The organism is Mycobacterium sp. DL440 (assembly GCF_011745145.1).
In the GTDB taxonomy this organism is placed as follows: Bacteria; Actinomycetota; Actinomycetes; order Mycobacteriales; family Mycobacteriaceae; genus Mycobacterium.
In genome coordinates this window covers 1,581,629-1,600,836 of the sequence record NZ_CP050191.1, presented here as the reverse complement: position 1 = coordinate 1,600,836, position 19,208 = coordinate 1,581,629, and the positions used below count along the sequence as shown (strand labels likewise).

22 protein-coding genes are annotated in these 19,208 nt (G+C 66.2%); 7 read left to right on the top strand and 15 right to left on the bottom strand.

The window, feature by feature from the left end; translation table 11 throughout:
• Positions 1-16: 16 nt before the first annotated feature.
• The 3 genes from HBE63_RS07920 to HBE63_RS07910 are packed head-to-tail and all read right to left on the bottom strand — an operon-like array spanning position 17 to position 2,548.
• Complete coding sequence (locus tag HBE63_RS07920) at positions 17-1,219, bottom strand: winged helix-turn-helix domain-containing protein (protein WP_166904264.1); 1,203 nt, start codon at positions 1,217-1,219, stop codon at positions 17-19.
• 40 nt (positions 1,220-1,259) lie between these two features.
• On the bottom strand, positions 1,260-1,751 hold the full coding sequence (locus HBE63_RS07915) for a dihydrofolate reductase (RefSeq protein WP_166904263.1): 492 nt from the start codon (positions 1,749-1,751) through the stop codon (positions 1,260-1,262).
• Positions 1,748-2,548, bottom strand: a complete 801-nt coding sequence (locus HBE63_RS07910) for a thymidylate synthase (protein WP_166904262.1) — start codon at positions 2,546-2,548, stop codon at positions 1,748-1,750. The genes HBE63_RS07915 and HBE63_RS07910 overlap by 4 nt, the downstream gene beginning before the upstream one ends.
• 42 nt (positions 2,549-2,590) lie before the next feature.
• Here HBE63_RS07910 and HBE63_RS07905 point away from each other — a divergent pair, with 42 nt between their 5' ends.
• A complete protein-coding gene (locus HBE63_RS07905) occupies positions 2,591-3,340 on the top strand; it encodes a dienelactone hydrolase family protein (RefSeq protein ID WP_166904261.1) in 750 nt (249 codons plus the stop codon).
• Between the two features lie 22 nt (positions 3,341-3,362).
• A complete protein-coding gene (locus tag HBE63_RS07900; RefSeq protein WP_371814936.1) occupies positions 3,363-4,280 on the top strand; it encodes a CoA ester lyase in 918 nt (305 codons plus the stop codon).
• 7 nt (positions 4,281-4,287) lie between these two features.
• Here the strand turns inward: HBE63_RS07900 and HBE63_RS07895 are convergent, their stop codons facing one another.
• From HBE63_RS07895 to dapB, 4 genes are read right to left on the bottom strand one after another with little or no spacing between them, the layout of a single operon-like run.
• Positions 4,288-4,752, bottom strand: a complete 465-nt coding sequence (locus HBE63_RS07895) for a hypothetical protein (protein WP_166909519.1) — start codon at positions 4,750-4,752, stop codon at positions 4,288-4,290.
• An 11-nt stretch (positions 4,753-4,763) separates the two neighbouring features.
• On the bottom strand, positions 4,764-5,219 hold the full coding sequence (locus HBE63_RS07890; protein ID WP_166904260.1) for a flavodoxin family protein: 456 nt from the start codon (positions 5,217-5,219) through the stop codon (positions 4,764-4,766).
• Entirely contained in the window at positions 5,216-5,686 is a 471-nt protein-coding gene (locus HBE63_RS07885; RefSeq protein ID WP_166904259.1) for a hypothetical protein, read from the bottom strand. The genes HBE63_RS07890 and HBE63_RS07885 overlap by 4 nt, the downstream gene beginning before the upstream one ends.
• Positions 5,683-6,420 carry a 4-hydroxy-tetrahydrodipicolinate reductase gene (gene dapB, locus HBE63_RS07880; protein ID WP_166904258.1) on the bottom strand — a complete coding sequence of 246 codons (738 nt, stop codon included), beginning with the start codon at positions 6,418-6,420 and terminating at the stop codon, positions 5,683-5,685. The genes HBE63_RS07885 and dapB overlap by 4 nt, the downstream gene beginning before the upstream one ends.
• 137 nt (positions 6,421-6,557) lie before the next feature.
• On the opposite strand from dapB, the gene HBE63_RS07875 reads away from it, so the two are divergent.
• Positions 6,558-7,937: an HNH endonuclease signature motif containing protein gene (locus HBE63_RS07875; protein ID WP_243858553.1), complete on the top strand. Its 1,380-nt coding sequence runs from the start codon at positions 6,558-6,560 to the stop codon at positions 7,935-7,937.
• A gap of 71 nt (positions 7,938-8,008) precedes the next feature.
• Here HBE63_RS07875 and HBE63_RS07870 read toward each other — a convergent pair whose 3' ends face one another.
• Complete coding sequence (locus HBE63_RS07870; protein WP_166904256.1) at positions 8,009-8,401, bottom strand: hypothetical protein; 393 nt, start codon at positions 8,399-8,401, stop codon at positions 8,009-8,011.
• A 120-nt stretch (positions 8,402-8,521) separates the two neighbouring features.
• Between HBE63_RS07870 and HBE63_RS07865 the strand changes: the two genes are divergently transcribed.
• Positions 8,522-9,289: an META domain-containing protein gene (locus tag HBE63_RS07865; RefSeq protein WP_208301323.1), complete on the top strand. Its 768-nt coding sequence runs from the start codon at positions 8,522-8,524 to the stop codon at positions 9,287-9,289.
• Between the two features lie 14 nt (positions 9,290-9,303).
• On the opposite strand, the gene HBE63_RS07860 is transcribed toward HBE63_RS07865, so the two are convergent.
• Positions 9,304-9,816 carry an Lrp/AsnC family transcriptional regulator gene (locus HBE63_RS07860; protein ID WP_166904255.1) on the bottom strand — a complete coding sequence of 171 codons (513 nt, stop codon included), beginning with the start codon at positions 9,814-9,816 and terminating at the stop codon, positions 9,304-9,306.
• Between the two features lie 95 nt (positions 9,817-9,911).
• On the opposite strand from HBE63_RS07860, the gene ald reads away from it, so the two are divergent.
• Both ald and HBE63_RS07850 read left to right on the top strand, forming a co-directional pair.
• The gene (ald, locus tag HBE63_RS07855; protein WP_166904254.1) at positions 9,912-11,027 is read left to right on the top strand and encodes an alanine dehydrogenase; all 1,116 of its coding nucleotides are present in this window, start codon (positions 9,912-9,914) and stop codon (positions 11,025-11,027) included.
• A 96-nt stretch (positions 11,028-11,123) separates the two neighbouring features.
• Positions 11,124-11,675: a DUF4334 domain-containing protein gene (locus tag HBE63_RS07850; protein ID WP_166909515.1), complete on the top strand. Its 552-nt coding sequence runs from the start codon at positions 11,124-11,126 to the stop codon at positions 11,673-11,675.
• Positions 11,676-11,736: 61 nt separating this feature from the next.
• Here HBE63_RS07850 and bla read toward each other — a convergent pair whose 3' ends face one another.
• The 6 genes from bla to HBE63_RS07820 all read right to left on the bottom strand — a co-directional run bounded on the left by bla (position 11,737) and on the right by HBE63_RS07820 (position 18,392).
• Positions 11,737-12,621 carry a class A beta-lactamase gene (bla, locus tag HBE63_RS07845; protein ID WP_166904253.1) on the bottom strand — a complete coding sequence of 295 codons (885 nt, stop codon included), beginning with the start codon at positions 12,619-12,621 and terminating at the stop codon, positions 11,737-11,739.
• An 18-nt stretch (positions 12,622-12,639) separates the two neighbouring features.
• Complete coding sequence (locus HBE63_RS07840; RefSeq protein WP_166909513.1) at positions 12,640-13,929, bottom strand: pitrilysin family protein; 1,290 nt, start codon at positions 13,927-13,929, stop codon at positions 12,640-12,642.
• 29 nt (positions 13,930-13,958) lie between these two features.
• On the bottom strand, positions 13,959-16,223 hold the full coding sequence (locus HBE63_RS07835) for a polyribonucleotide nucleotidyltransferase (protein ID WP_166904252.1): 2,265 nt from the start codon (positions 16,221-16,223) through the stop codon (positions 13,959-13,961).
• Positions 16,224-16,526: 303 nt separating this feature from the next.
• The gene (locus HBE63_RS07830; protein WP_371814935.1) at positions 16,527-17,027 is read right to left on the bottom strand and encodes a hypothetical protein; all 501 of its coding nucleotides are present in this window, start codon (positions 17,025-17,027) and stop codon (positions 16,527-16,529) included.
• A 10-nt stretch (positions 17,028-17,037) separates the two neighbouring features.
• Positions 17,038-17,307 (bottom strand): 30S ribosomal protein S15, encoded by a 270-nt coding sequence (rpsO, locus tag HBE63_RS07825; protein WP_166904251.1) that lies wholly within the window; start codon positions 17,305-17,307, stop codon positions 17,038-17,040.
• A 98-nt stretch (positions 17,308-17,405) separates the two neighbouring features.
• A complete protein-coding gene (locus HBE63_RS07820; protein WP_166904250.1) occupies positions 17,406-18,392 on the bottom strand; it encodes a bifunctional riboflavin kinase/FAD synthetase in 987 nt (328 codons plus the stop codon).
• A gap of 80 nt (positions 18,393-18,472) precedes the next feature.
• Between HBE63_RS07820 and mntR the strand changes: the two genes are divergently transcribed.
• Positions 18,473-19,195, top strand: coding sequence for a manganese-binding transcriptional regulator MntR (gene mntR / locus HBE63_RS07815; RefSeq protein ID WP_166904249.1), 723 nt, complete (start codon positions 18,473-18,475; stop codon positions 19,193-19,195).
• The last annotated feature ends 13 nt before the right edge of the window (positions 19,196-19,208 follow it).

The following is a 19,208-nucleotide window of genomic DNA, read 5'->3' as shown; positions in this document are numbered from 1 at the left end:
CCTGCGGGCACACAAGTCAGCCCCGCAGGCTCCGATTCAAAAACGCGGCGAGGTCGCCCCGCCGAGCGACCGTCACGTTGTCGACCCCGAGCCACGAGGCCATCGAGCGCAACTCCTCGGCCAGCGCGTCTGCCACTCGAGAACGGTCTCGGCCGTCTTCGGTGAATGCGCCCAGCACCTGCAGCGCCGCATCGGTGCGTTTGAGGTCCACCCGCGCCACCAGCTCCCCGTCGAGCAGAAACGGCCATACGTAGTAACCGAATTGGCGTTTTGGCGCGGGTACGTAGATTTCGATGCGGTAGTGAAAATCGAACCACCGCTCGACCCGGGGCCGGAAGAAGACCAACGGGTCGAACGGGCACAGCAGTGCGGTCCCGCGGTCACGGCTCGGCACGGTCTGGCCCGCGCGCAGGTAAGCCGGAGTGCCCTCGACGTCGACGGGCTCAATTTCCCCGTCGGCCACCAGCTTGGCGAGCGCCGGTTTGACCTGCTTGGCTCCCATCCGGAAGTAGTCGCGGATGTCGGCCTCGGTGCCGACGCCCAGCGCGGTGGCCGCGCGTAGGGCCAGCTCCCGAACCGCCTCCTCGTCGTCGACCTGCCGGGCCACCACCTCCGGTGGCAGTACCCGCTCGGTGAGGTCGTAGTGCCGGGCGAAGCCGACGCGCGTCGCCGTCGTCAGGACCCCCGAGGACCACAGCGCCTCGGCCACCCACTTGGTCTCGCTGCGGTCCCACCACGGTCCCTTGCGGCCGCGCGGCTCAGACTCCAGATGGGCCTCGATCTGGCCGGCGGTGGACGGCCCGAGCTCGGCGACCGCGGCCACGATGTCTTCGGCCAGCTTGGGGTTCTTCCGGACGATCTCGGTGCCCCACCGGCCGTGGGTGTACTCCCGCATTCGCCATCGCAGCAGGGGCCAATCCTCGACCGCCATCAGCGCGGCCTCGTGCGCCCAGTACTCCACCAGAAGCCGCGGTGAACGGGCGCTATGCGACCACGCCGCCCGGTCCAGCGCGTCCCGGTCATACGGACCCAGCCGACTGAACACCGGCGCGTAGTGCGCCCGCACCGCCACCGACACCGAATCCAGCTGCAGCACCTGAATCCGGGAGATCAACCTGCGCAGATGCGCGCGGGTGACGGGGCCGCGGGGTTTGGGTGCGTGAAACCCCTGCGCGGCGACGGCGACGCGGCGGGCCTGCGCGATCGTGAGGGTAGGCACCTCGCCATCGTTCCCTACGCCACCGACAAGTGGCCGCCGGCTACAACGTGCGCACGTAGCTGCAGAATCGGTACCGCAAGCCCGAGTTGCTGGTCAGCCATTCCCCGGTGGTCCTGGTCCAGGAGTCGTCGAGTACCGGCGCCAACGCGTCCCCCTCGGCCGGGGGCAGGTCGATGTCGATCTCGGTCACTTCACACCGGACCGTGAACGGCAGGGCCTGCGCGTAGATCTGCGCCCCGCCGATCACCCAACCGCGGAAGACGTCGTCGATTCCGGGCAGTACCTCAGCACCGTCTGCGACGTACCCCGGGTTGCGGGTGATGACGACGTTGCGCCGCTCCGGCAACGGGCGGACCTTGGCCGGCAGTGACTCCCAGGTCAGCCGGCCCATCACCACGGTTTGTCCGAGGGTGAGCTGTTTGAAGCGGGCCTGGTCCTCCGGCAGGTTCCAGGGGATGCCGTTGTCACGGCCGATGACGCCCGAGGTCGACTGTGCCCAGATCATCGCCAGCTGTCGAAGATCACCGGTCATACAGCGACGGGCGCCTTGATCGCCGGGTGTGGGTCGTAGTTCAGAATCGCAATATCCTCGTACTTGTAGTCAAAAATCGAATCACGTTGAGCCAGAACAAGTTCCGGGTAGGATCTGGGTTCTCTGCTGAGCTGCAGGGCCACCTGCTCGACGTGGTTGTCGTAGATGTGGCAATCGCCGCCGGTCCAGACGAACTCACCGACGCCGAGCCCGGCCTGCGCGGCCATCATGTGGGTCAGCAAGGCGTAGCTGGCGATGTTGAACGGCACCCCGAGAAACAGGTCTGCGCTGCGCTGATACAGCTGGCAGGACAACTTCTGGTCGGCGACGTAAAACTGGAAGAAGGCGTGGCACGGTGGCAGTGCCATCTGGGGGATCTCGCCGACGTTCCATGCCGAAACGATGTTGCGCCGTGAATCAGGATCGCGCTTGAGCAGCTCGAGGGCATTCGAGATCTGGTCGATGTGCTCCCCCGACGGGGTCGGCCATGACCGCCACTGCACGCCGTAGACCGGACCGAGATCGCCTGTCTCACTGGCCCATTCATCCCAGATCGTGACGCCGTGGTCTTGCAGCCACCGCACGTTCGAATCGCCGCGCAGGAACCACAGCAACTCGTAGATCACCGATTTGGTGTGCACCTTCTTGGTGGTGATCAACGGATAACCGGCGGCCAGGTCGTAACGCAGCTGATGCCCGAACAGGCTGCGGGTGCCGGTACCGGTGCGATCGGATTTCGACACCCCCTGCTCGGTCACCTTCCGCAGCAGGTCCTCGTAGGGCGTCTGGATCGGCACTCATTCAGCTTACGTGCCGGCACGGGGAGTAGAACGGAAGCCATGCCGACCACCAAAGACACCATCACCACGCCCGCCGGGACCTGCCGCGTCACCGTCGCCACACCGGAAGGCAACGGTCCCTGGCCTGGGGTCGTGCTGTTTCCCGACGCCGGCGGCCTGCGCCCCACCATGGAAGAGATGGCGACGAAGCTGGCCGGATTCGGTTACGTCGTGCTGGTACCCGACGTCTACTACCGCAACCCGGGTTGGGGACCCTTCGACCTCAACACCGTGTTCACCGACCAGGAGCAGCGCAAGCAGCTCTTCAAGCTGATGGGCACTCTCACTCCGGAGGTCTTGGCCGCCGACGCCGAGTCGTTCTTCGATTATCTGGCGGCCCGCCCCGACGTCTCCGGCGAGAAGTTCGGCACCACCGGCTACTGCATGGGTGGGCGGGCCTCGCTGATCGTCGCCACCCGGGTGCCGGAGCGAGTCGCGGCCGCGCTGTCCTTCCACGGCGGCCGACTGGCGGTCGAAGACGACCCGGACAGCCCCCACCTGCTGGCCGACAAGATCCAGGCGACGGTCTACGTGGCCGCAGCCGAGAACGATGCCTCCTTCACCGAGGACGATGGCAAGAGGTTGGAGGACGCGCTGTCCGGCGCCGCCGTCGACCACATGATCGAGTTCTATCCGGCAGCGCACGGCTTTGCGGTGCCGGATCATGCGGCGGTGTACGACGAGGCAGCCGCAAAACGGCACTGGGAGAACACCGAGCGGGTGTTCGGGGCCGCATTCGCCCCGGCATAGGCCGTAAGCGACGATTGACGGCGTGTACGACCAGCCCTTCTCCGACGAATCCCACCCCACCGAGCCCGGATTCCGCATCGACCCGGTACTGGCCCGGAGCTGGTTGCTGGTCAACGGCGCGCAGTATGAGCGCTTCGCCCCCGCGGCCCGTTCCCGTGCCGACATCGTCGTCCTCGACATCGAGGATGCGGTGGCCCCGAAGGACAAGGTTTCCGCGCGCGAGAAGGTGACCCGCTGGCTGGGCGACGGCAACAGCGACTGGGTCCGGATCAACGGCTTCGGCACCCCGTGGTGGGCCGACGACCTGGAGATGCTGGCCGGCAGCTCGGTGGGCGGCGTCATGCTCGCCATGGTCGAGTCGGTGGACCACGTCACCGAGACCGCCCGGCGGCTACCCAACGTGCCGATCGTCGCACTGGTCGAGACCGCCCGCGGCCTGGAGCGGATCACCGAGATCGCCTCGGCCAAGGGCGCATTCCGGCTCGCGTTCGGTATCGGCGACTTCCGGCGCGACACCGGTTTCGGCGACAGTCCGGCAACCCTGGCCTACGCTCGGTCCCGGTTCACCATCGCCGCCAAGGCCGCCGGACTCCCCGGCGCCGTCGACGGCCCCACGGTGGGATCCAGCGCGCTGCGCCTTTCGGAGGCCACGGCGGTCTCGGCCGAGTTCGGCATGACCGGCAAGATCTGTCTGACCCCCGACCAGTGCCCGACGGTCAATGAGGGCCTGGCCCCTTCTCAGGACGAGATCAGCTGGGCGAAGGAGTTTTTCGCCGAATTCCAGCGCGACGGCGGGGAGATCCGCAACGGGTCGGACCTACCACGTATCGCCCGGGCCAACAAGATCCTCGATCTGGCCAGGGCGTACGGCATCCACGAATCCGAGTACAGCGACGACCCGGACCACGTGCCGGCCCCGTCCGACACGTACCACTACTGAGGTTCGCTCAGGCCTGCGGTTTGGCGTCGTTGCGGTGCATGAAGGTGTTGATCGCGCGGGCGATACCACGGCCCGCATAGATGCCTGCCGCAACGGACACGATGATCATCGCGATGAACATCACCAGCCAGTTGGTCCGGCTGTGACTGACGTTCCACCAAACGATGGTGAACAGCACCGCGCACACGAAAACGACGATGTCCCGCCAATTCCCGCGGTAGGACATCGCGGCTTCACGGATTTCGCGACTGCGGTCACTCGCATCGATCAGGCCGTCGATACGTTCGTCGATACTGGCCTTCAGCCGCGCCTTCCGTTCGACGTCCTCGGCGGGCAACCGGTCCAACAGATCGAGATCCTTGGTGATCATCCCGCGGATGTCCGGCGGCTTGAGGTTGCCTGCGATCACGCCGAGCATCGCACCTCCGGCGATGGGGGCGGCCCCAAGTGCGAGTTCGGCGATACCCGGCATCTTCTCCTCCATCACTCCATCAGTGTTGCGGCCAGGGTGCCGCCCAGCTCATAGGCCCGGTCCCGGACACCGCCGTCAACCGCGCCCGTAACTTCAAGCACGTCAGCCGCTTTGACCAACGCCAGCCCGGTCACGATTTTGTCGACCGCACTCGCCGCACCAACCGTGTCGTTGTTGCCGTGAACCCACAGCCCGTACGGACGCCCGGCCACGTGGTCGAGGCTCGGGTAGTACACCGTATCCAAAAAGTGTTTCAGCGCACCGCTCATGTAGCCGAAATTGGCTGTGGTGCCGAACAGATAGCCGTCGGCGGCCAGCATGTCCGTAAGTGTCGCAGCCAACGCCGGCTTGGCCTGCACCTCGACACCGGAGATGTCCGGATCGTGCGCGCCTGCGAGCACCGCTTCCAGAAGTTCTCGCGTTGCCGGAGACGGCGTGTGATGCACCACCAGCAGCGTCTTGGTCATGACGCCTGTTGTTCCTGCATCCGCACAGCCGTGCGCATGGTCTCGCGCGCGCGGCCCCGATCGCCGGCGAAGTCGTAGGCACGGGCCAGCCGATACCAGCGAACCCAATTGTCCGGATCGGCTTCCAATTCGGCCTTGACCGTCCCGAACAGTTCGTCGGCCGCGTCGCGTTCGATACGACCGGACGGACGTGTCGGCAGCGCGCTGACGTCCAGTTCCATGCCCTGTTCGCGGGCCAGCCGCGCCAACCGTTGATGCGCCAGCCCCGCCCGCAGCGTGGTGACCAGCACCCAGATGCCGATCAGCGGGAACGCCAACAGCGCCAGGCCCAGTCCGATCGCAGCCGGCTCACCCGAGGTGATGAAGATCCACGCGGTACGTCCGAGCATCAGGAAGTAGGCGATCAGCGCCAGGCACATGAAGCCGATCACCAGTTGGATGCGCAGCGACCGCGCGCCGTCGTTCACGACAGGTCGAGCAGCGGTTCAATGCCGATGGTCAGGCCCGGCCGCTCGCCGACCTTGCGCACGGCCAGCAGCACGCCTGGCACGAACGAGGACCGGTCCAGGCTGTCGTGCCGGATCGTCAGCGTCTCCCCCTGCGTCCCGAACAGCACCTCTTGATGGGCGACCAGCCCGGCCAGTCGCACCGAGTGCACCGGCACGCCGTCCACGTCGGCGCCGCGGGCTCCCTCCAGGCCGGTGCTGGTCGCGTCCGGGTTGGGCGGCATGCCTTTCCGCGCCTCGGCGATGAGCTTCGCGGTGCGAGCGGCCGTGCCGGACGGCGCGTCGGCCTTGTGCGGGTGGTGCAGTTCGATGATCTCGACCGATTCGAAATAGCGCGCCGCCTGCTGGGCGAAGTGCATCGAGAGCACGGCACCGATGGCGAAGTTCGGCGCGATGAGCACCGCGGCCTCAGGCTTCGCCTTGAGCCAGGACTCCACCTGTTCGATGCGATCCCAGGTGAATCCGGTGGTCCCGACGACGGCGTGGATACCGTTGTCGATGAGGAACTTCAGGTTGTCCATCACCACATCGGGATGGGTGAAGTCGATGACCACGTCGGTCTTGGTGTCGGTGAGCAACGTCATCGGGTCGCCCACATCTACCCCGGTCGAAAAACTCAGATCCTCCGCGGATTCGACCGCGTGCACCATGGTCGCGCCGACTTTGCCCTTAGCCCCGAGAACGCCAACTCGCATGGTTGGGAGCCTACTGCCCGGGTTGGCAGCGACGTCCGGGCCGGTCCGAGAGAACTTTGACCTCTTTTGTCACTACAGCATCAGACAACGGAAATCTGTCAGGGCATCGAACTAATGTTCGAGTCATGGAAAGTGGGGTGGCTGACAGGATCGCCGCGTTGGCCGACGCGGTGACCGCGTTGCGAGAGCTGCCGTTCTCGTCGTTGTCCACCGCACAGTTGCTGGACGTGTGCTCAGGGCTGCAGCAGGCCCGCAACCTGATCCCCACGATCGAACACCCCGCGGTCGCCGCATTGGCAGAGCAGGGCACCGCAGCGCACATCGGCGCGAAATCCTGGCCCGAAGCCCTGCGCATCCGGCTGCGGGTGTCAGGGACCGAGGCCCGCCGCCGCTACCGCGACGCACTGAACTTCGCGCCCCGCACATCGATATCCGGCGAGTCGTTGCCGCCGCTGCGGGCGGCGAGCGCGGCCGCTCAATCCGGCGGCTGGGTCAGCGCCGACCACATCGAGATCCTGGAATCGTTCTTCCGCAAGTGCCCGCCCTGGGTCGATGCGGCCAACCGAGCCCGGTTCGAGGAAAAACTGGTCGCCGTCGCCTCCCGGAATGCACCCGAAACCCTGCAGCAATCCGTCAGCGAGGCCCTGTATCTGCTGAATCAGGACGGCCCAGAACCTGCCGACGAGCAGTGCGCCCGACGCCGCGGGATCGTGATCGGACCCCAACAACCCGACGGATCCTCCCGTCTGTCCGGTTGGATCAACCCCGAGCTACGCGCCGGCCTTGACGCGGTCAACGCCAAGACGGCAGCACCCGGCATGTGCAACCCTGACGACGAAAATCCCTGCACCAGTGGCACGCCCACCCAAGAACAGATCGACGCCGACACCCGTACCCCGGCCCAACGCAACCACGACTCCCTGCTCGCCCTGACCCGCAACGCGCTGATGTCCGGCGAACTCGGCCACCACAACGGGCTGCCCGTCTCGATCGTGGTCACCACCACCCTGCAAGAACTCGAGGCAGGCGCCGGGGTGGCGATCACCACCAGTGGCACCAAACTCTCCATCCCCGACGTGATTCGTTTGGCCGCCCACGCCTGGCACTACCTCGCCGTCTACGACAAACACACCAGCTTGCCGCTCTATCTCGGCAGGACCCGCCGCATCGCCACCCTGGCCCAACGGCTCATGCTGTTCGGCCGCGAGCGCGGATGCACCCGCCCCGGCTGCACCGCACCCGCGAACCGATCCCAGGTCCATCATGCCCAACAAGACTTCGCAAAAGGCGGGCGCACCAACGTCGATGAACTGACCCTGGGCTGCGGGCCCGATCAACGCCTGGTCGGCCCTGGCAAATGGACCACCCGCATCAACAGCCACGGCCAATGCGAATGGATCCCGCCCCCACTCCTGGACACCGGCCAATCCCGCACCAACAGCCACCACCACCCGCAGAGGTATCTGACCGATGAACCGGTCCGGGGAGACGACGAAACCGACTGTCAGCCAACCTGATCGCCGTCACCGGAGGCCATTGCACACCGGCCTCTGTGCTGAAGCCGTGCATTGACGCCGGCTCGCGATCACTATTTGATCGGTCCGGCGAGCGCTGCCATATGCCAGGCGGCCCACAGGACCCCACCTTGGGCGAGAATGCCGATCAGTAGCCACCAAAACGCAATTCGGCGACGGCCTAGTTGAACAAAGCCGACGCAAAAGAAAAGTCCAGCCGGCACCCACGACGCGATCGCCGCCCACATGGCGTACTTGATCCACTTCTCATCGCCGCACGCCTCGTAGGCACAGTTGTCGATGCTCATCGGAAACACCATGAAGCTCAACAGCGCGACCAATCCCAAACCGGCCTGGACCAGGAACAACAGCACGGTTGTGCTGACGTCGGCGATCCGGACACCGCGGGACAACCGACGCACCGGTCCGCCACCAGCAGTTTGCTCTGCCCCGTCCATATCGCCCACGACGCCACAGTATCGAGGCCGCGTCGTCGTTGTGAGCGTGTCGGAAGGCGAGTTCGACTGCGAGCCAACCTGACTGCAGATAGCCGGGGCGCAGAGGAATCTTCCATCTAGGGTGAAGCCATGCGCCTGATCTCGCTGACACCGTTCGCCGTCGCTGTTCTCGCGTTCATGGGCTGCTCGAACAACGCGGCCGCCGACGAAGCCGACCTCAACGGCCGCACCTTTGTCTCGGAGCACGTCGAAGGTGACCAGATCCCCGGAAACGGGCCGCTGACGGTCAGTTTCGACGGCAACCGGATCAGGACCTTCGCGGGCTGCAACCACGGCTCGGGCACCGCGGACCTGTCCGGAGGCCGGATCGCCGCCACGCAGTTGGCCCTGACCATGATGGCCTGCCCACCGCCGGTCGGCGATTCGGATGCCTGGGTGTCGAAGTTCTTCGACGCCACGCCAACCTGGTCCCTGGCAGGCGACGATCTCACGTTGCGCACCGACGCCACGACCGTCACGCTGCGGGACAAGAAGGTGGTCGATCCCGATCGTCCGCTCACCGGCACCACGTGGCGGGTCACCAGCCTGATGTCCGCGCAGGCGGTCACCACCTCGGTCGCACTCGAACAGTCCAAGCCCACGTTGACCATCGGGGACGACGGCGCCGTCAGTGGTTCGACCGGCTGCAACCGGATCAGCGGCCACGCAACGGTTTCCGGATCAAGCATCGAGTTCGATCCGCTCGCCACCACCAGGATGGCCTGCGCACCGGAGGTCGGCAAGGTTGAGCAGGCCGTGCTGCGGGCCCTCAAGGGCACGGTCCAGACCTCCATCGACGGCGACGAACTGAAGCTCTCCGGCGCTGACGGCAACGGGCTGGTACTGCGGGCCCAGTGAGCCGCGCGGTGAGCTCAGAGCGGTGACGCCCCACGCAGGTGCTCGAAGATCAGTGAGGTCTGTGTTCCGGCGACATCGGCGTCGGCGTTGAGGTTCTCGATCACGAAGGCCCGCAGGTCATCGGTATCGCGCGCGGCGACATGCAGGATGAAGTCGTCCCCCCCGGCCAGGAAGTAGACGTCCATCACCTGTGGCCGGCTACGGATATGGGCGATGAAGTTGCGGATCTTGCCCCGCGCGTTCGATTGCAGACTCACCGAGATCATCGCCTGCAGGCTGAGCCCCACGGCCGCCGGATCGATGTCGGTGTAGAAGCCTCGGATCACCCCGATGTCCTGGAGCCTGCGCACCCGACCGTGGCACGTCGACGCGGCGATACCGACCGCGTCGGCCAGCGCGCTGTTGGAGATGCGGGCATCGGCATGCAACGCCAGCAGGATGCGGCGGTCCACCTCATCGAGATCCGGCCGAACATCCTTCGGCGAACGGGCCGCCCGCCCGGCAAATATTGCGGATTCTTCCGTCACTCGATCATGTTAGCGAATATTCAACGGATATATTGCTCAATATTCGAGGGTTCTTCACAATTATTTCCAACGTCCCAAACTGTGAAGGAGCGATCATGCTCGTCGGCGTCCCGACCGAGATCAAGAACAATGAGTACCGAGTGGCGATCACTCCGGCGGGTGTGGCGGAGCTGACCCGACGCGGCCACGACGTGATCGTCCAGGCCGGCGCCGGCGAGGGCTCGGCCATCACCGACAACGACTTCAAGGCCACCGGCGCCGAGATCGTCACCACGGCTGACGAGGTGTGGGCCGAGGCCGAGCTGCTCCTCAAGGTCAAAGAACCCATCGCGGCCGAGTACTCACGCATGCGCAAGGGCCAGACGTTGTTCACCTACCTGCACCTCGCGGCGTCCGAGGAATGCACCGACGCGCTGCTCGCCTCGGGTACCACCTCGATCGCCTATGAGACCGTGCAGACCGCCGATGGTTCACTTCCGCTGCTGGCCCCGATGAGCGAGGTCGCCGGCCGATTGTCGGCGCAGGTCGGCGCGTACCACCTGATGCGCAGCCACGGCGGCCGCGGTGTCCTGATGGGCGGTGTGCCCGGCGTGGCCCCGGCCGAGGTCGTCGTCATCGGCGGTGGCGTGGCCGGCTACAACGCCGCCCGCATCGCCAAGGGTATGGGCGCCCACGTCACGGTGTTCGACCTGAACATCAACACGCTGCGCAAGATCGACAACGAGACCAACGCCGGCATCGAAACCCGGTACTCGTCCTCGCTGGAGCTCGAAGAGGCGGTCAAGAAGGCCGACCTGGTGATCGGCGCAGTGCTGATCCCGGGCGCCAAGGCCCCCAAGTTGGTCACCAATTCCACGGTGTCCCATATGAAGTCCGGCGCGGTGCTGGTGGACATCGCCATCGACCAGGGTGGCTGCTTCGAGGATTCACGGCCCACCACCCACGACGACCCGACGTTCGCCGTGCACGACACCGTCTTCTACTGCGTGGCCAACATGCCCGGCTCCGTGCCGCGTACGTCGACGTTCGCGCTGACCAACGCCACCATGCCGTACGTGCTCAAGTTGGCCGACAGGGGCTGGAAGGCCGGCTGCGCCGCGGATCAGGCGCTGGCCAAGGGCCTCGCGACGCACGAGGGTGCGCTGCTGTCCGAGCAGGTTGCCTCGGACCTCGACCTGCCGTTTACCGATCCGGCCACATTCCTGGCCTGATCTCAGCCACCGTCGCCCGGCTGGAGTTCGCTCCGGTCGGGCGACGTCCATTCCGACCGTGGCCATTATTGACACGTGTCAAGTACTGTGACGTTCATGTTGCAGCAGTTGTTCCCCACCGTTCCGACGACCACGGCTGAGGCGCTGGACGTCTTCGACGGGGCCGAGGCCGTCGAGCCGCAGTTCATGTTCGGCACCTGGCACGGTGCCGAATTGCCCACCGGACATCCGATGGATGGCCTACTGGCGGCCAGTGGCTGGTGGGGCAAGCAGTTCGTCGATGGCGAGACGGTTCACCCGCTGCTGTTCCCCGCGGGTGACGGCGCATCGCTGTGGGCCCTCAACCCGGTCCTGGCCTTCGGCGGCCTTGCCGTGTCGACCAAGCTCCCGCTGCTTCGGAATCGGTCGATGGTGGCGCCGATCGCAGCGTTGCGACCCGTGCTGCAGACCCGCGCGCCCAAAGCCAGGTTGCGCACCACCCGCTACCGCGGCGTCGACACCGCGACCATGATCTACGACCAGCTGCCCATCAACGACGTGTTCCGGCGACTGGCCGACGACGCCGTGATCGGGGCAATGGACCTGCGGAACTCCGACAAGCCCTATTTCTTCGTTCTGCAGCGCGACGACTCGCTGCAGGTGACCTAGCAGCCGTCCGTACGCCCTGGGCACCGAGAATGGCTCGACCGCAATCGAATCCGCCGGACACTCAGAGTAGCGACGGCAGCAGCAGAGCGGTCAGCTCACCGATGAGCGGGCGCAGGTTGTCGGCCTTCGGGTCGTCGGCCTGCGACCGCGTCATGAGGGCCAGCAACAGCCGTTGTCCGTCGGGCCCATAGGCGATCCCGACGTCGTTGGTGCTGCCGTAATCCCCGCTCCCGGTCTTGTCGGCGGTAGTCCAGCCGTCCGGCAGTCCGGGACGCAGGCTCGAGGTCTGATTGGCCCGCATCCAGTCCTCCAGCTGGCGCCGCTGCGGCGGGCCCAATGCGTCACCGGCGAGGATCGCGCGGTATCCACCTGCCAATGCCGCCGGCGTGCTGGTATCCCGCGGGTCCCCAGGTATCGCCGTATTCAGTTCAACCTCCCAGCGGTCCAACCGGGTGCGCTCGTCTCCGATGCTGCGGGCGAACGCGGTGACACCCGCCGGTCCGTCAATGGTTTTCAGCAGCAGGTTGCCCGCCGTGTTGTCACTGCGCTGCAGCGCGGCCTGGCACAATTCCGCCAGCGTCATCTCGGCGCCGGCATGGGTCTCGGTGACCGGCGAATTCGGCACGATCGCCTCCGGGTCGACGAACACCAGGTTGTCCAGCGACAACTGCCCGCGCCCGACCAGCTGCAGCACCCGCGCAGCGGCATAACCCTTGAAGGTCGAGCACATCGCGAACATCTCGTCCGGCCGATGGGTGAGGGTCTGTCCGGAGTCCAGATTGGCAGCGTACAAGCCGATCAGGGCATTGTCCCGACGTTCCAGTTCTGCGATCTGGTCATCAATCGGGGCCGCGAAGGCCGGAGCGGCGGCCCCCACACCGGCACCGACGGCCGCCGCCGCCATGAGCGAACCGATCAGAACATTGCGCCGCGAGAGTCCAGTCACCGGACCCAGCGTAGCGGGTCAGCCGACGAGAGTTTGAAGCTGTTGCGGCAGAGCCTTTTTCGACCGATATGGGCCGAGCACCGCGGCACCGTAGTCGCGGGACAGCAACTGGTGAGCGACGGCGTTGACCTCTTCGAGAGTCACCGCCTCGATCTGGGCCAGCGTGTGATCGATGGTCCGGTGTTCACCGTAGTTGAGCTCGCTACGCCCGATCCGGTGCATGCGCGATCCGGAATCCTCCAGCCCGAGCACCAGCCCACCACGCAACGAGCCCTTGGCGATCCGGCATTCGTCGGCGGTGATCCCGTCTCTGGCAACGCCTTCCAGAACATCGGTGGTCACCCGGACCACTTCGTCGAACCGTTCCGGCTGACATCCCGCATACACCGAGAGTGCCCCGCTGTCAGCGAAGGTGTCCACCGTCGAGTACACCGAATAGGCCAGGCCGCGGGATTCGCGAATCTGCTGGAACAGACGGGAACTCAGGCCGCCGCCGAGTGCGGTGTTGAGCACCGACAGCGCCCAGCGGTGCTCCCAGTACCGGCCCGGCGTGCGAACGCCCAGCGACACGTGGCTCTGCTCCCCGTCGCGGTCGACCACGAGCAACGCCGGCTTGCCGCCGACCCGTCCCGCGCCCTTACGCGGCGCCACTGCGGTGCGCCCGGCTTCCAGACGCGGACCGAAATGCTGGCGCACCAACGACACGACCACGTCGTGGTCGATGTTGCCCGCCACCGCCACGATCATCCGTTCCGGGGTGTAACGGCGGACGTGGAACGAATGCAGCTGTGCGCGCGTCATCGTCTCGATCGACTCGACGCTGCCGATCACCGGGCGTCCCACCGGGTGATCGCCGAACATCGCCGAGAGGAAGACGTCGCCGAGACTGTCCTCGGGATCGTCGTCGCGCATGGCGATCTCTTCGAGGACGACATCGCGTTCCACCTCGACATCCTCAGTGGCGCAACGGCCCCGCAGCACGACGTCGGCGACCAGGTCGACCGCGAGCTCCAGATCGGAATCGAGCACATGCGCGTAATAGCAGGTGTGCTCGCGCGTCGTGAACGCGTTCAGCTCACCACCGACGGCATCGACAGCCTGCGCTATGTCGACTGCGCTACGCGTCGGGGTGGCCTTGAACAGCAGGTGCTCCAGAAAGTGGGCGGCACCCGCGACGCTTCGTCCTTCGTCGCGGGAACCGACACCTACCCAGACCCCGACCGATGCCGAACGCACCGACGGGATGTACTCAGTGACCACCCGGAGTCCGCCGGGCAGATCTGTCCGGCGGACATCAGTGGTATTCAGTGCAAACGCCTTGTGTCGAGCTGAGGTGATCAGGACTCGGCAGCAGCGGTCTCGGCCGTAGCCGGAGCGGCATCAGCAGGACCATCGGCCTGCTCTGCTGACTCCTCGACGACGAGCACCAGCGAGATCTTGCCGCGGTTGTCGATATCGGCGATCTCGACGCGCAGCTTGTCGCCGACCTTCACCACGTCCTCGACCTTGTTGATCCGCTTGCCGCGGCCCAGCTTCGAGATGTGGACCAGGCCGTCACGACCCGGCAGCAGCGACACGAACGCGCCGAAATCGGTGGTCTTGACCACGGTTCCGAGGAACCGCTCACCGATCTTGGGCAGCTGCGGGTTGGCGATGGCGTTGATCTTGTCGATCGCAGCCTGCGCCGCTTCGCCGTTGGAGGCGCCGACGAACACCGTGCCGTCATCCTCGATCGAGATCGACGCGCCGGTCTCCTCGGTGATCGAGTTGATCATCTTGCCCTTGGGCCCGATGACCTCACCGATCTTGTCGACCGGAACCTTGATGGTGGTGATCCGCGGTGCGTACGGGCTCATCTCGTCCGGCGCGTCGATGGCCTCGGCCATCACGTCCAGGATCGTCAGCCGCGCGTCCTTGGCCTGGCTCAGCGCACCGGCCAGCACCTTGGACGGGATGCCGTCCAGCTTGGTGTCGAGCTGAAGCGCGGTGACGAAGTCCTTGGTGCCGGCGCACTTGAAGTCCATGTCGCCGAAGGCATCCTCGGCGCCGAGGATGTCGGTCAGCGTCACGTAGCGGGTCTCACCGTCGACCTGGTCGGAGACCAGTCCCATGGCGATGCCGGCCACCGGCGCCTTGAGCGGCACGCCGGCGTTCAGCAGCGACAGCGTCGAGGCACACACCGAGCCCATCGAGGTCGAGCCGTTCGAGCCCAGGGCCTCGGACACCTGACGGATCGCGTAGGGGAACTCCTCCACGCTGGGCAGCACGGGAACCAGTGCCCGCTCGGCCAGCGCGCCGTGGCCGATCTCGCGGCGCTTGGGCGAACCCACGCGGCCGGTCTCACCGGTCGAGAACGGCGGGAAGTTGTAGTGATGCATGTAGCGCTTGCTGGTCTCGGGCCCCAGCGAGTCGATCTGCTGGGCCATCTTGACCATGTCCAGCGTGGTGACACCCATGATCTGGGTCTCGCCGCGCTCGAACAGCGCGCTGCCGTGCGCCCGCGGGATGATGGCCACTTCGGCCGAGAGCGCGCGGATGTCGGTCACACCGCGGCCGTCGATGCGGAAGTGGTCGGTCAGGATGCGCTGGCGCACAAGCTTCTTGGTCAGCGAGCGGTAGGCCGCGCCGATCTCCTTCTCGCGCCCGGCGTAGGTGTCGCCCAGCCGCTCGAGCACCTCGACCTTGATCTCGTTGGTGCGGTCGTCGCGCTCGTGCTTGCCGGCGATGGTCAGCGCCTCCGACAGCGCCTCGGTGGCCACCGCGGCCACGGCGTCGTAGATGTCGTCGGCGTATTCGGGGAACAACGGGTACTCGGCGATCTCCTTGGCGGCCTTCTCGGCCAGCTCGGCCTGGGCATCGCACAGCACCGAGATGAACGGCTTGGCCGCCTCAAGGCCCTCGGCCACAACAGCCTCGGTCGGCGCACCGGCGCCGCCGGCGATCAGCTCGATGACGTTCTCGGTGGCTTCGGCCTCGACCATCATGATCGCGACATCTTGTTTGTCGGCGGCACCTACTTTTCGGCCCGCGACGACCATGTCGAAGACAGCCTTCTCCAGCTGCTCGACGGTCGGGAAGGCGACCCACTGGCCATCGATCAGGGCGACGCGCACGCCGCCGACCGGGCCGGAGAACGGCAGGCCGGAAATCTGCGTCGACGCGGAGGCGGCATTGATGGCGAGCACGTCGTACAGATCCTTCGGATCCAGGCTCAGCACGGTCACCACGACCTGGATCTCGTTACGCAGGCCGCTGACGAATGACGGGCGCAGCGGCCGGTCGATCAGGCGACAGGTGAGGATCGCGTCGGTCGACGGACGGCCCTCACGCCGGAAGAACGAGCCGGGGATACGGCCCGCGGCGTACATCCGCTCCTCGACGTCGATGGTCAGCGGGAAGAAGTCGAAGTGGTCCTTCGGCGTCTTGCTGGCGGTGGTCGCGCTCAGCAGCATGGTCTCGTCGTCGAGGTAGGCGACGACGGAGCCGGCGGCCTGCTGAGCCAGCCGGCCGGCCTCGAAACGGATGGTGCGGGTGCCGAAGCTCCCGTTGTCGAGGATTGCGGTGGATTCGAACACACCGTCTTCAAGTTCAACTACAGACATAGAGTCCGTTGGCCTCTTTCGATTCATTCAACTGTTTTTGCGGCGTCACGGTGGCGATACGCCACGGGCCCTGGATGCGGCTACGGCCGTCGATCGAAGCGGCCGGATGGCCCCCCAGGAGATGGTCCCTGTGTCGGGTTCCGGCTGCCACTACCGAAGACCGCCCGTCCAGGCGGGCCCGATATGACTCGCAGGAACAACGCCCGCGGATCGCGGGTGCCGCACCTGTGTTCAGCGCAGATTTCAGCCACCGAACGCCCTCATGTTACACGGCAGCAACGGCCCAACAGCCATCCGTGCCAGCTAGGACACGTCCTCCACACATACGGTGAACTGGCGTTCCGAGTAGGCGTAGCCCACTCCGCTCGCGCACTGATCGACGTTCGACACCCCGCGCAGAACCTCGGTGGCCCGCTGCCGGTGCGGCGCAGAAGAATCCGCGCAGTCCACCCGATACGGGTCTTTGTCGTTCGCCGGGTCGATGCTCATGCAGCCGCCGGTGATCCAGTCGATGTCCAGACAGAGCGTCTGGGTCTCCTCACTGAATGCGCTGCGCACCGAATAGTAGGTGTCGACGTCGACCGGGCACTGATCGCTGTCGGTGACTGTGGAGATCACCTTGTAGTTCGACGCGTCGCTGCCACACTCCGCCCGGCTGGAGTCCGGGCGCTCGTACGTGCCGCTCATCTTGAGGCAGTCCCCTGCCTTCATGTCGGCGGCCGCCGCGGACGAGCATGCGGTCAATCCGCCGATGAAAAGTATCGCGGCTGCCCCGAGAGGGGCAGCCGCGGAAAGTTGTGGCATCGACGCCGCGTCAGCGACGCAGCCCGAGGCGCTCGATCAGCGAGCGGTAACGCGCCACGTCAACCTGGGCGACGTACTTCAGGAGCCGGCGACGACGGCCGACGAGCAGCAGCAGACCGCGCCGCGAGTGGTGGTCATGCTTGTGCAGCTTGAGGTGCTCGGTCAGATCCGTGATCCGCTTGGTCAGCATGGCGACCTGGGCCTCCGGCGAACCGGTGTCGGTCTCGTGCAGACCGTAGCTGGTCAGGATTTCTTTTTTCTGCTCGGCAGTAAGCGCCACGAAAGTAACTCCATCATTTCAGTCCCGCGAACATATTCTTCGGCACAGCCACCGCGGACTGCAGCATGCACCGGATCGGCCGAAAGTCTAGCAGCTCACTAGTGCGCAGCCAGAATCGCGCGGGCCCGGTCGGTATCGGCCTCCATCGCCACCACCAGATCCTTCACCGAATCGAACTTCTCCATCCCGCGAATCCGGGCCACGAAGTCGACCGCGACATGCTGGCCGTACAGATCGGCCTCGGTGTCGAGTACGAACGCCTCGACCGTGCGGGTACGCCCGGAGAAGGTGGGGTTGGTCCCGACCGACACCGCGGCCTGATACCGCTCACCGGGCGTGACGGTGCCGACCACCGGGCCGTGCCCCAGCACCGTGAACCAGGCGGCGTACACGCCATCGGCGGGGATCGCCGAGTACATCGGAGGCGCCACGTTGGCGGTCGGGAAACCGAGCACCCGGCCGCGCCCGTCGCCGCGGACCACCACGCCCTCGACCCGGTGGGGTCGGCCCAGGGCTTCGGCGGCGGCCACCACGTCGCCGGCGTCGACACAGGACCGGATGTAGGTCGAGGAGAACGTCACCCGCTCGTCTCGGTCCTCGGCGTCGAGCGTCTCGGTCACAAGCGACATGCTTTCCACCGCGAACCCGAACCGCTCTCCGGCCGCCCGCAACATCGCCACGTTGCCCGCCGCCTTCTTGCCGAAGGTGAAGTTCTCCCCCACCACGACCTCGACGACGTGCAGGTGCTCCACCAGCAACTCGTGGATGTAGCGGTCCGGGGTGAGCTTCATGAAATCAGACGTGAACGGCATCACCAGGAAGACGTCGATGCCCAGTTCCTCGGCGAGCTCGGCACGCCGGGTAAGTGTCGTCAACTGCGCCGGATGACTCCCCGGAAACACCACCTCCATCGGATGTGGGTCGAAGGTCATGAGAACCACCGGCACTCCGCGTGATCGGCCCGACTTCACCGCATGGCTGATCAGCTCCGCGTGTCCACGGTGAACCCCGTCGAACACCCCGATGGTGACTACACACCTGCCCCAGTCCGTGGGGATCTCGTCCTGCCCACGCCAGCGCTGCACGCGATCAGCCTACGACCCGAACGCGACGCGGTCTGCTCTAGATCCCCCGATCAGGTGACGATTGCCTAAACTTTCCTACTGTGAGTCCAGACGGTAGCCATCAAGACCTCTCCACGGTTGCCCAGGACTATCTGAAAGTCATCTGGACAGCCCAGGAGTGGTCTCGCGAGAAGGTCAGCACAAAACTGCTGGCTGAGCGCATCGGCGTGTCCGCATCCACCGCGTCGGAATCCATTCGCAAACTCGCCGATCAGGGCCTGGTCGACCACGAGAAGTACGGCGCGGTGACGCTGACCGATGCGGGCCGGCGCGCGGCGCTGGCGATGGTCCGCCGGCACCGGCTGATGGAAACCTTCCTGGTGCAGGAGCTGGGCTACAGCTGGGACGAGGTGCACGACGAGGCCGAGATCCTCGAGCACGCGGTATCCGACCGGATGCTCGACCGCATCGACGCCAAGCTGGGCCACCCCACCCGCGACCCGCACGGCGACCCGATTCCCGCGGCCGACGGTCAGGTGCCCACCCCGCCGGCCCGGCAGCTGTCGGCATGCCAGGACGGTGATGCCGGCACGGTGGCCCGCATCTCCGATGCCGATCCAGAGATGTTGCGCTACTTCGACAGCGTCGGCATCAGCCTCGATTCCCGGGTTCGGGTGCTCGCGCGACGCGATTTCGCCGGCGTGATCTCGGTGGCGATCCAGAATCCGGGTGCGGCCGATTCCCCGGCCGGCGCAGATGACGCCGGCGTCCAGGTCGAGCTGGGCAATCCGGCGGCCGAGGCGATCTGGGTTGTCGCGAGCTGACGACACGCGGGAC

Excerpts from the sequence above, each read along its gene's own strand:
- HBE63_RS07915 (WP_166904263.1), bottom strand. The coding sequence starts at position 1,751 with ATGACCGGTGATCTTCGACAGCTGGCGATGATCTGGGCACAGTCGACC.
- HBE63_RS07865 (WP_208301323.1), top strand. The coding sequence starts at position 8,522 with ATGCGCCTGATCTCGCTGACACCGTTCGCCGTCGCTGTTCTCGCGTTC.
- HBE63_RS07895 (WP_166909519.1), bottom strand. The coding sequence starts at position 4,752 with ATGCCGGGTATCGCCGAACTCGCACTTGGGGCCGCCCCCATCGCCGGA.
- HBE63_RS07890 (WP_166904260.1), bottom strand. The coding sequence starts at position 5,219 with ATGACCAAGACGCTGCTGGTGGTGCATCACACGCCGTCTCCGGCAACG.
- HBE63_RS07835 (WP_166904252.1), bottom strand. The coding sequence starts at position 16,223 with ATGTCTGTAGTTGAACTTGAAGACGGTGTGTTCGAATCCACCGCAATC.
- HBE63_RS07905 (WP_166904261.1), top strand. The coding sequence starts at position 2,591 with ATGCCGACCACCAAAGACACCATCACCACGCCCGCCGGGACCTGCCGC.
- HBE63_RS07830 (WP_371814935.1), bottom strand. The coding sequence starts at position 17,027 with ATGCCACAACTTTCCGCGGCTGCCCCTCTCGGGGCAGCCGCGATACTT.
- HBE63_RS07850 (WP_166909515.1), top strand. The coding sequence starts at position 11,124 with ATGTTGCAGCAGTTGTTCCCCACCGTTCCGACGACCACGGCTGAGGCG.
- ald (WP_166904254.1), top strand. The coding sequence starts at position 9,912 with ATGCTCGTCGGCGTCCCGACCGAGATCAAGAACAATGAGTACCGAGTG.
- dapB (WP_166904258.1), bottom strand. The coding sequence starts at position 6,420 with ATGCGAGTTGGCGTTCTCGGGGCTAAGGGCAAAGTCGGCGCGACCATG.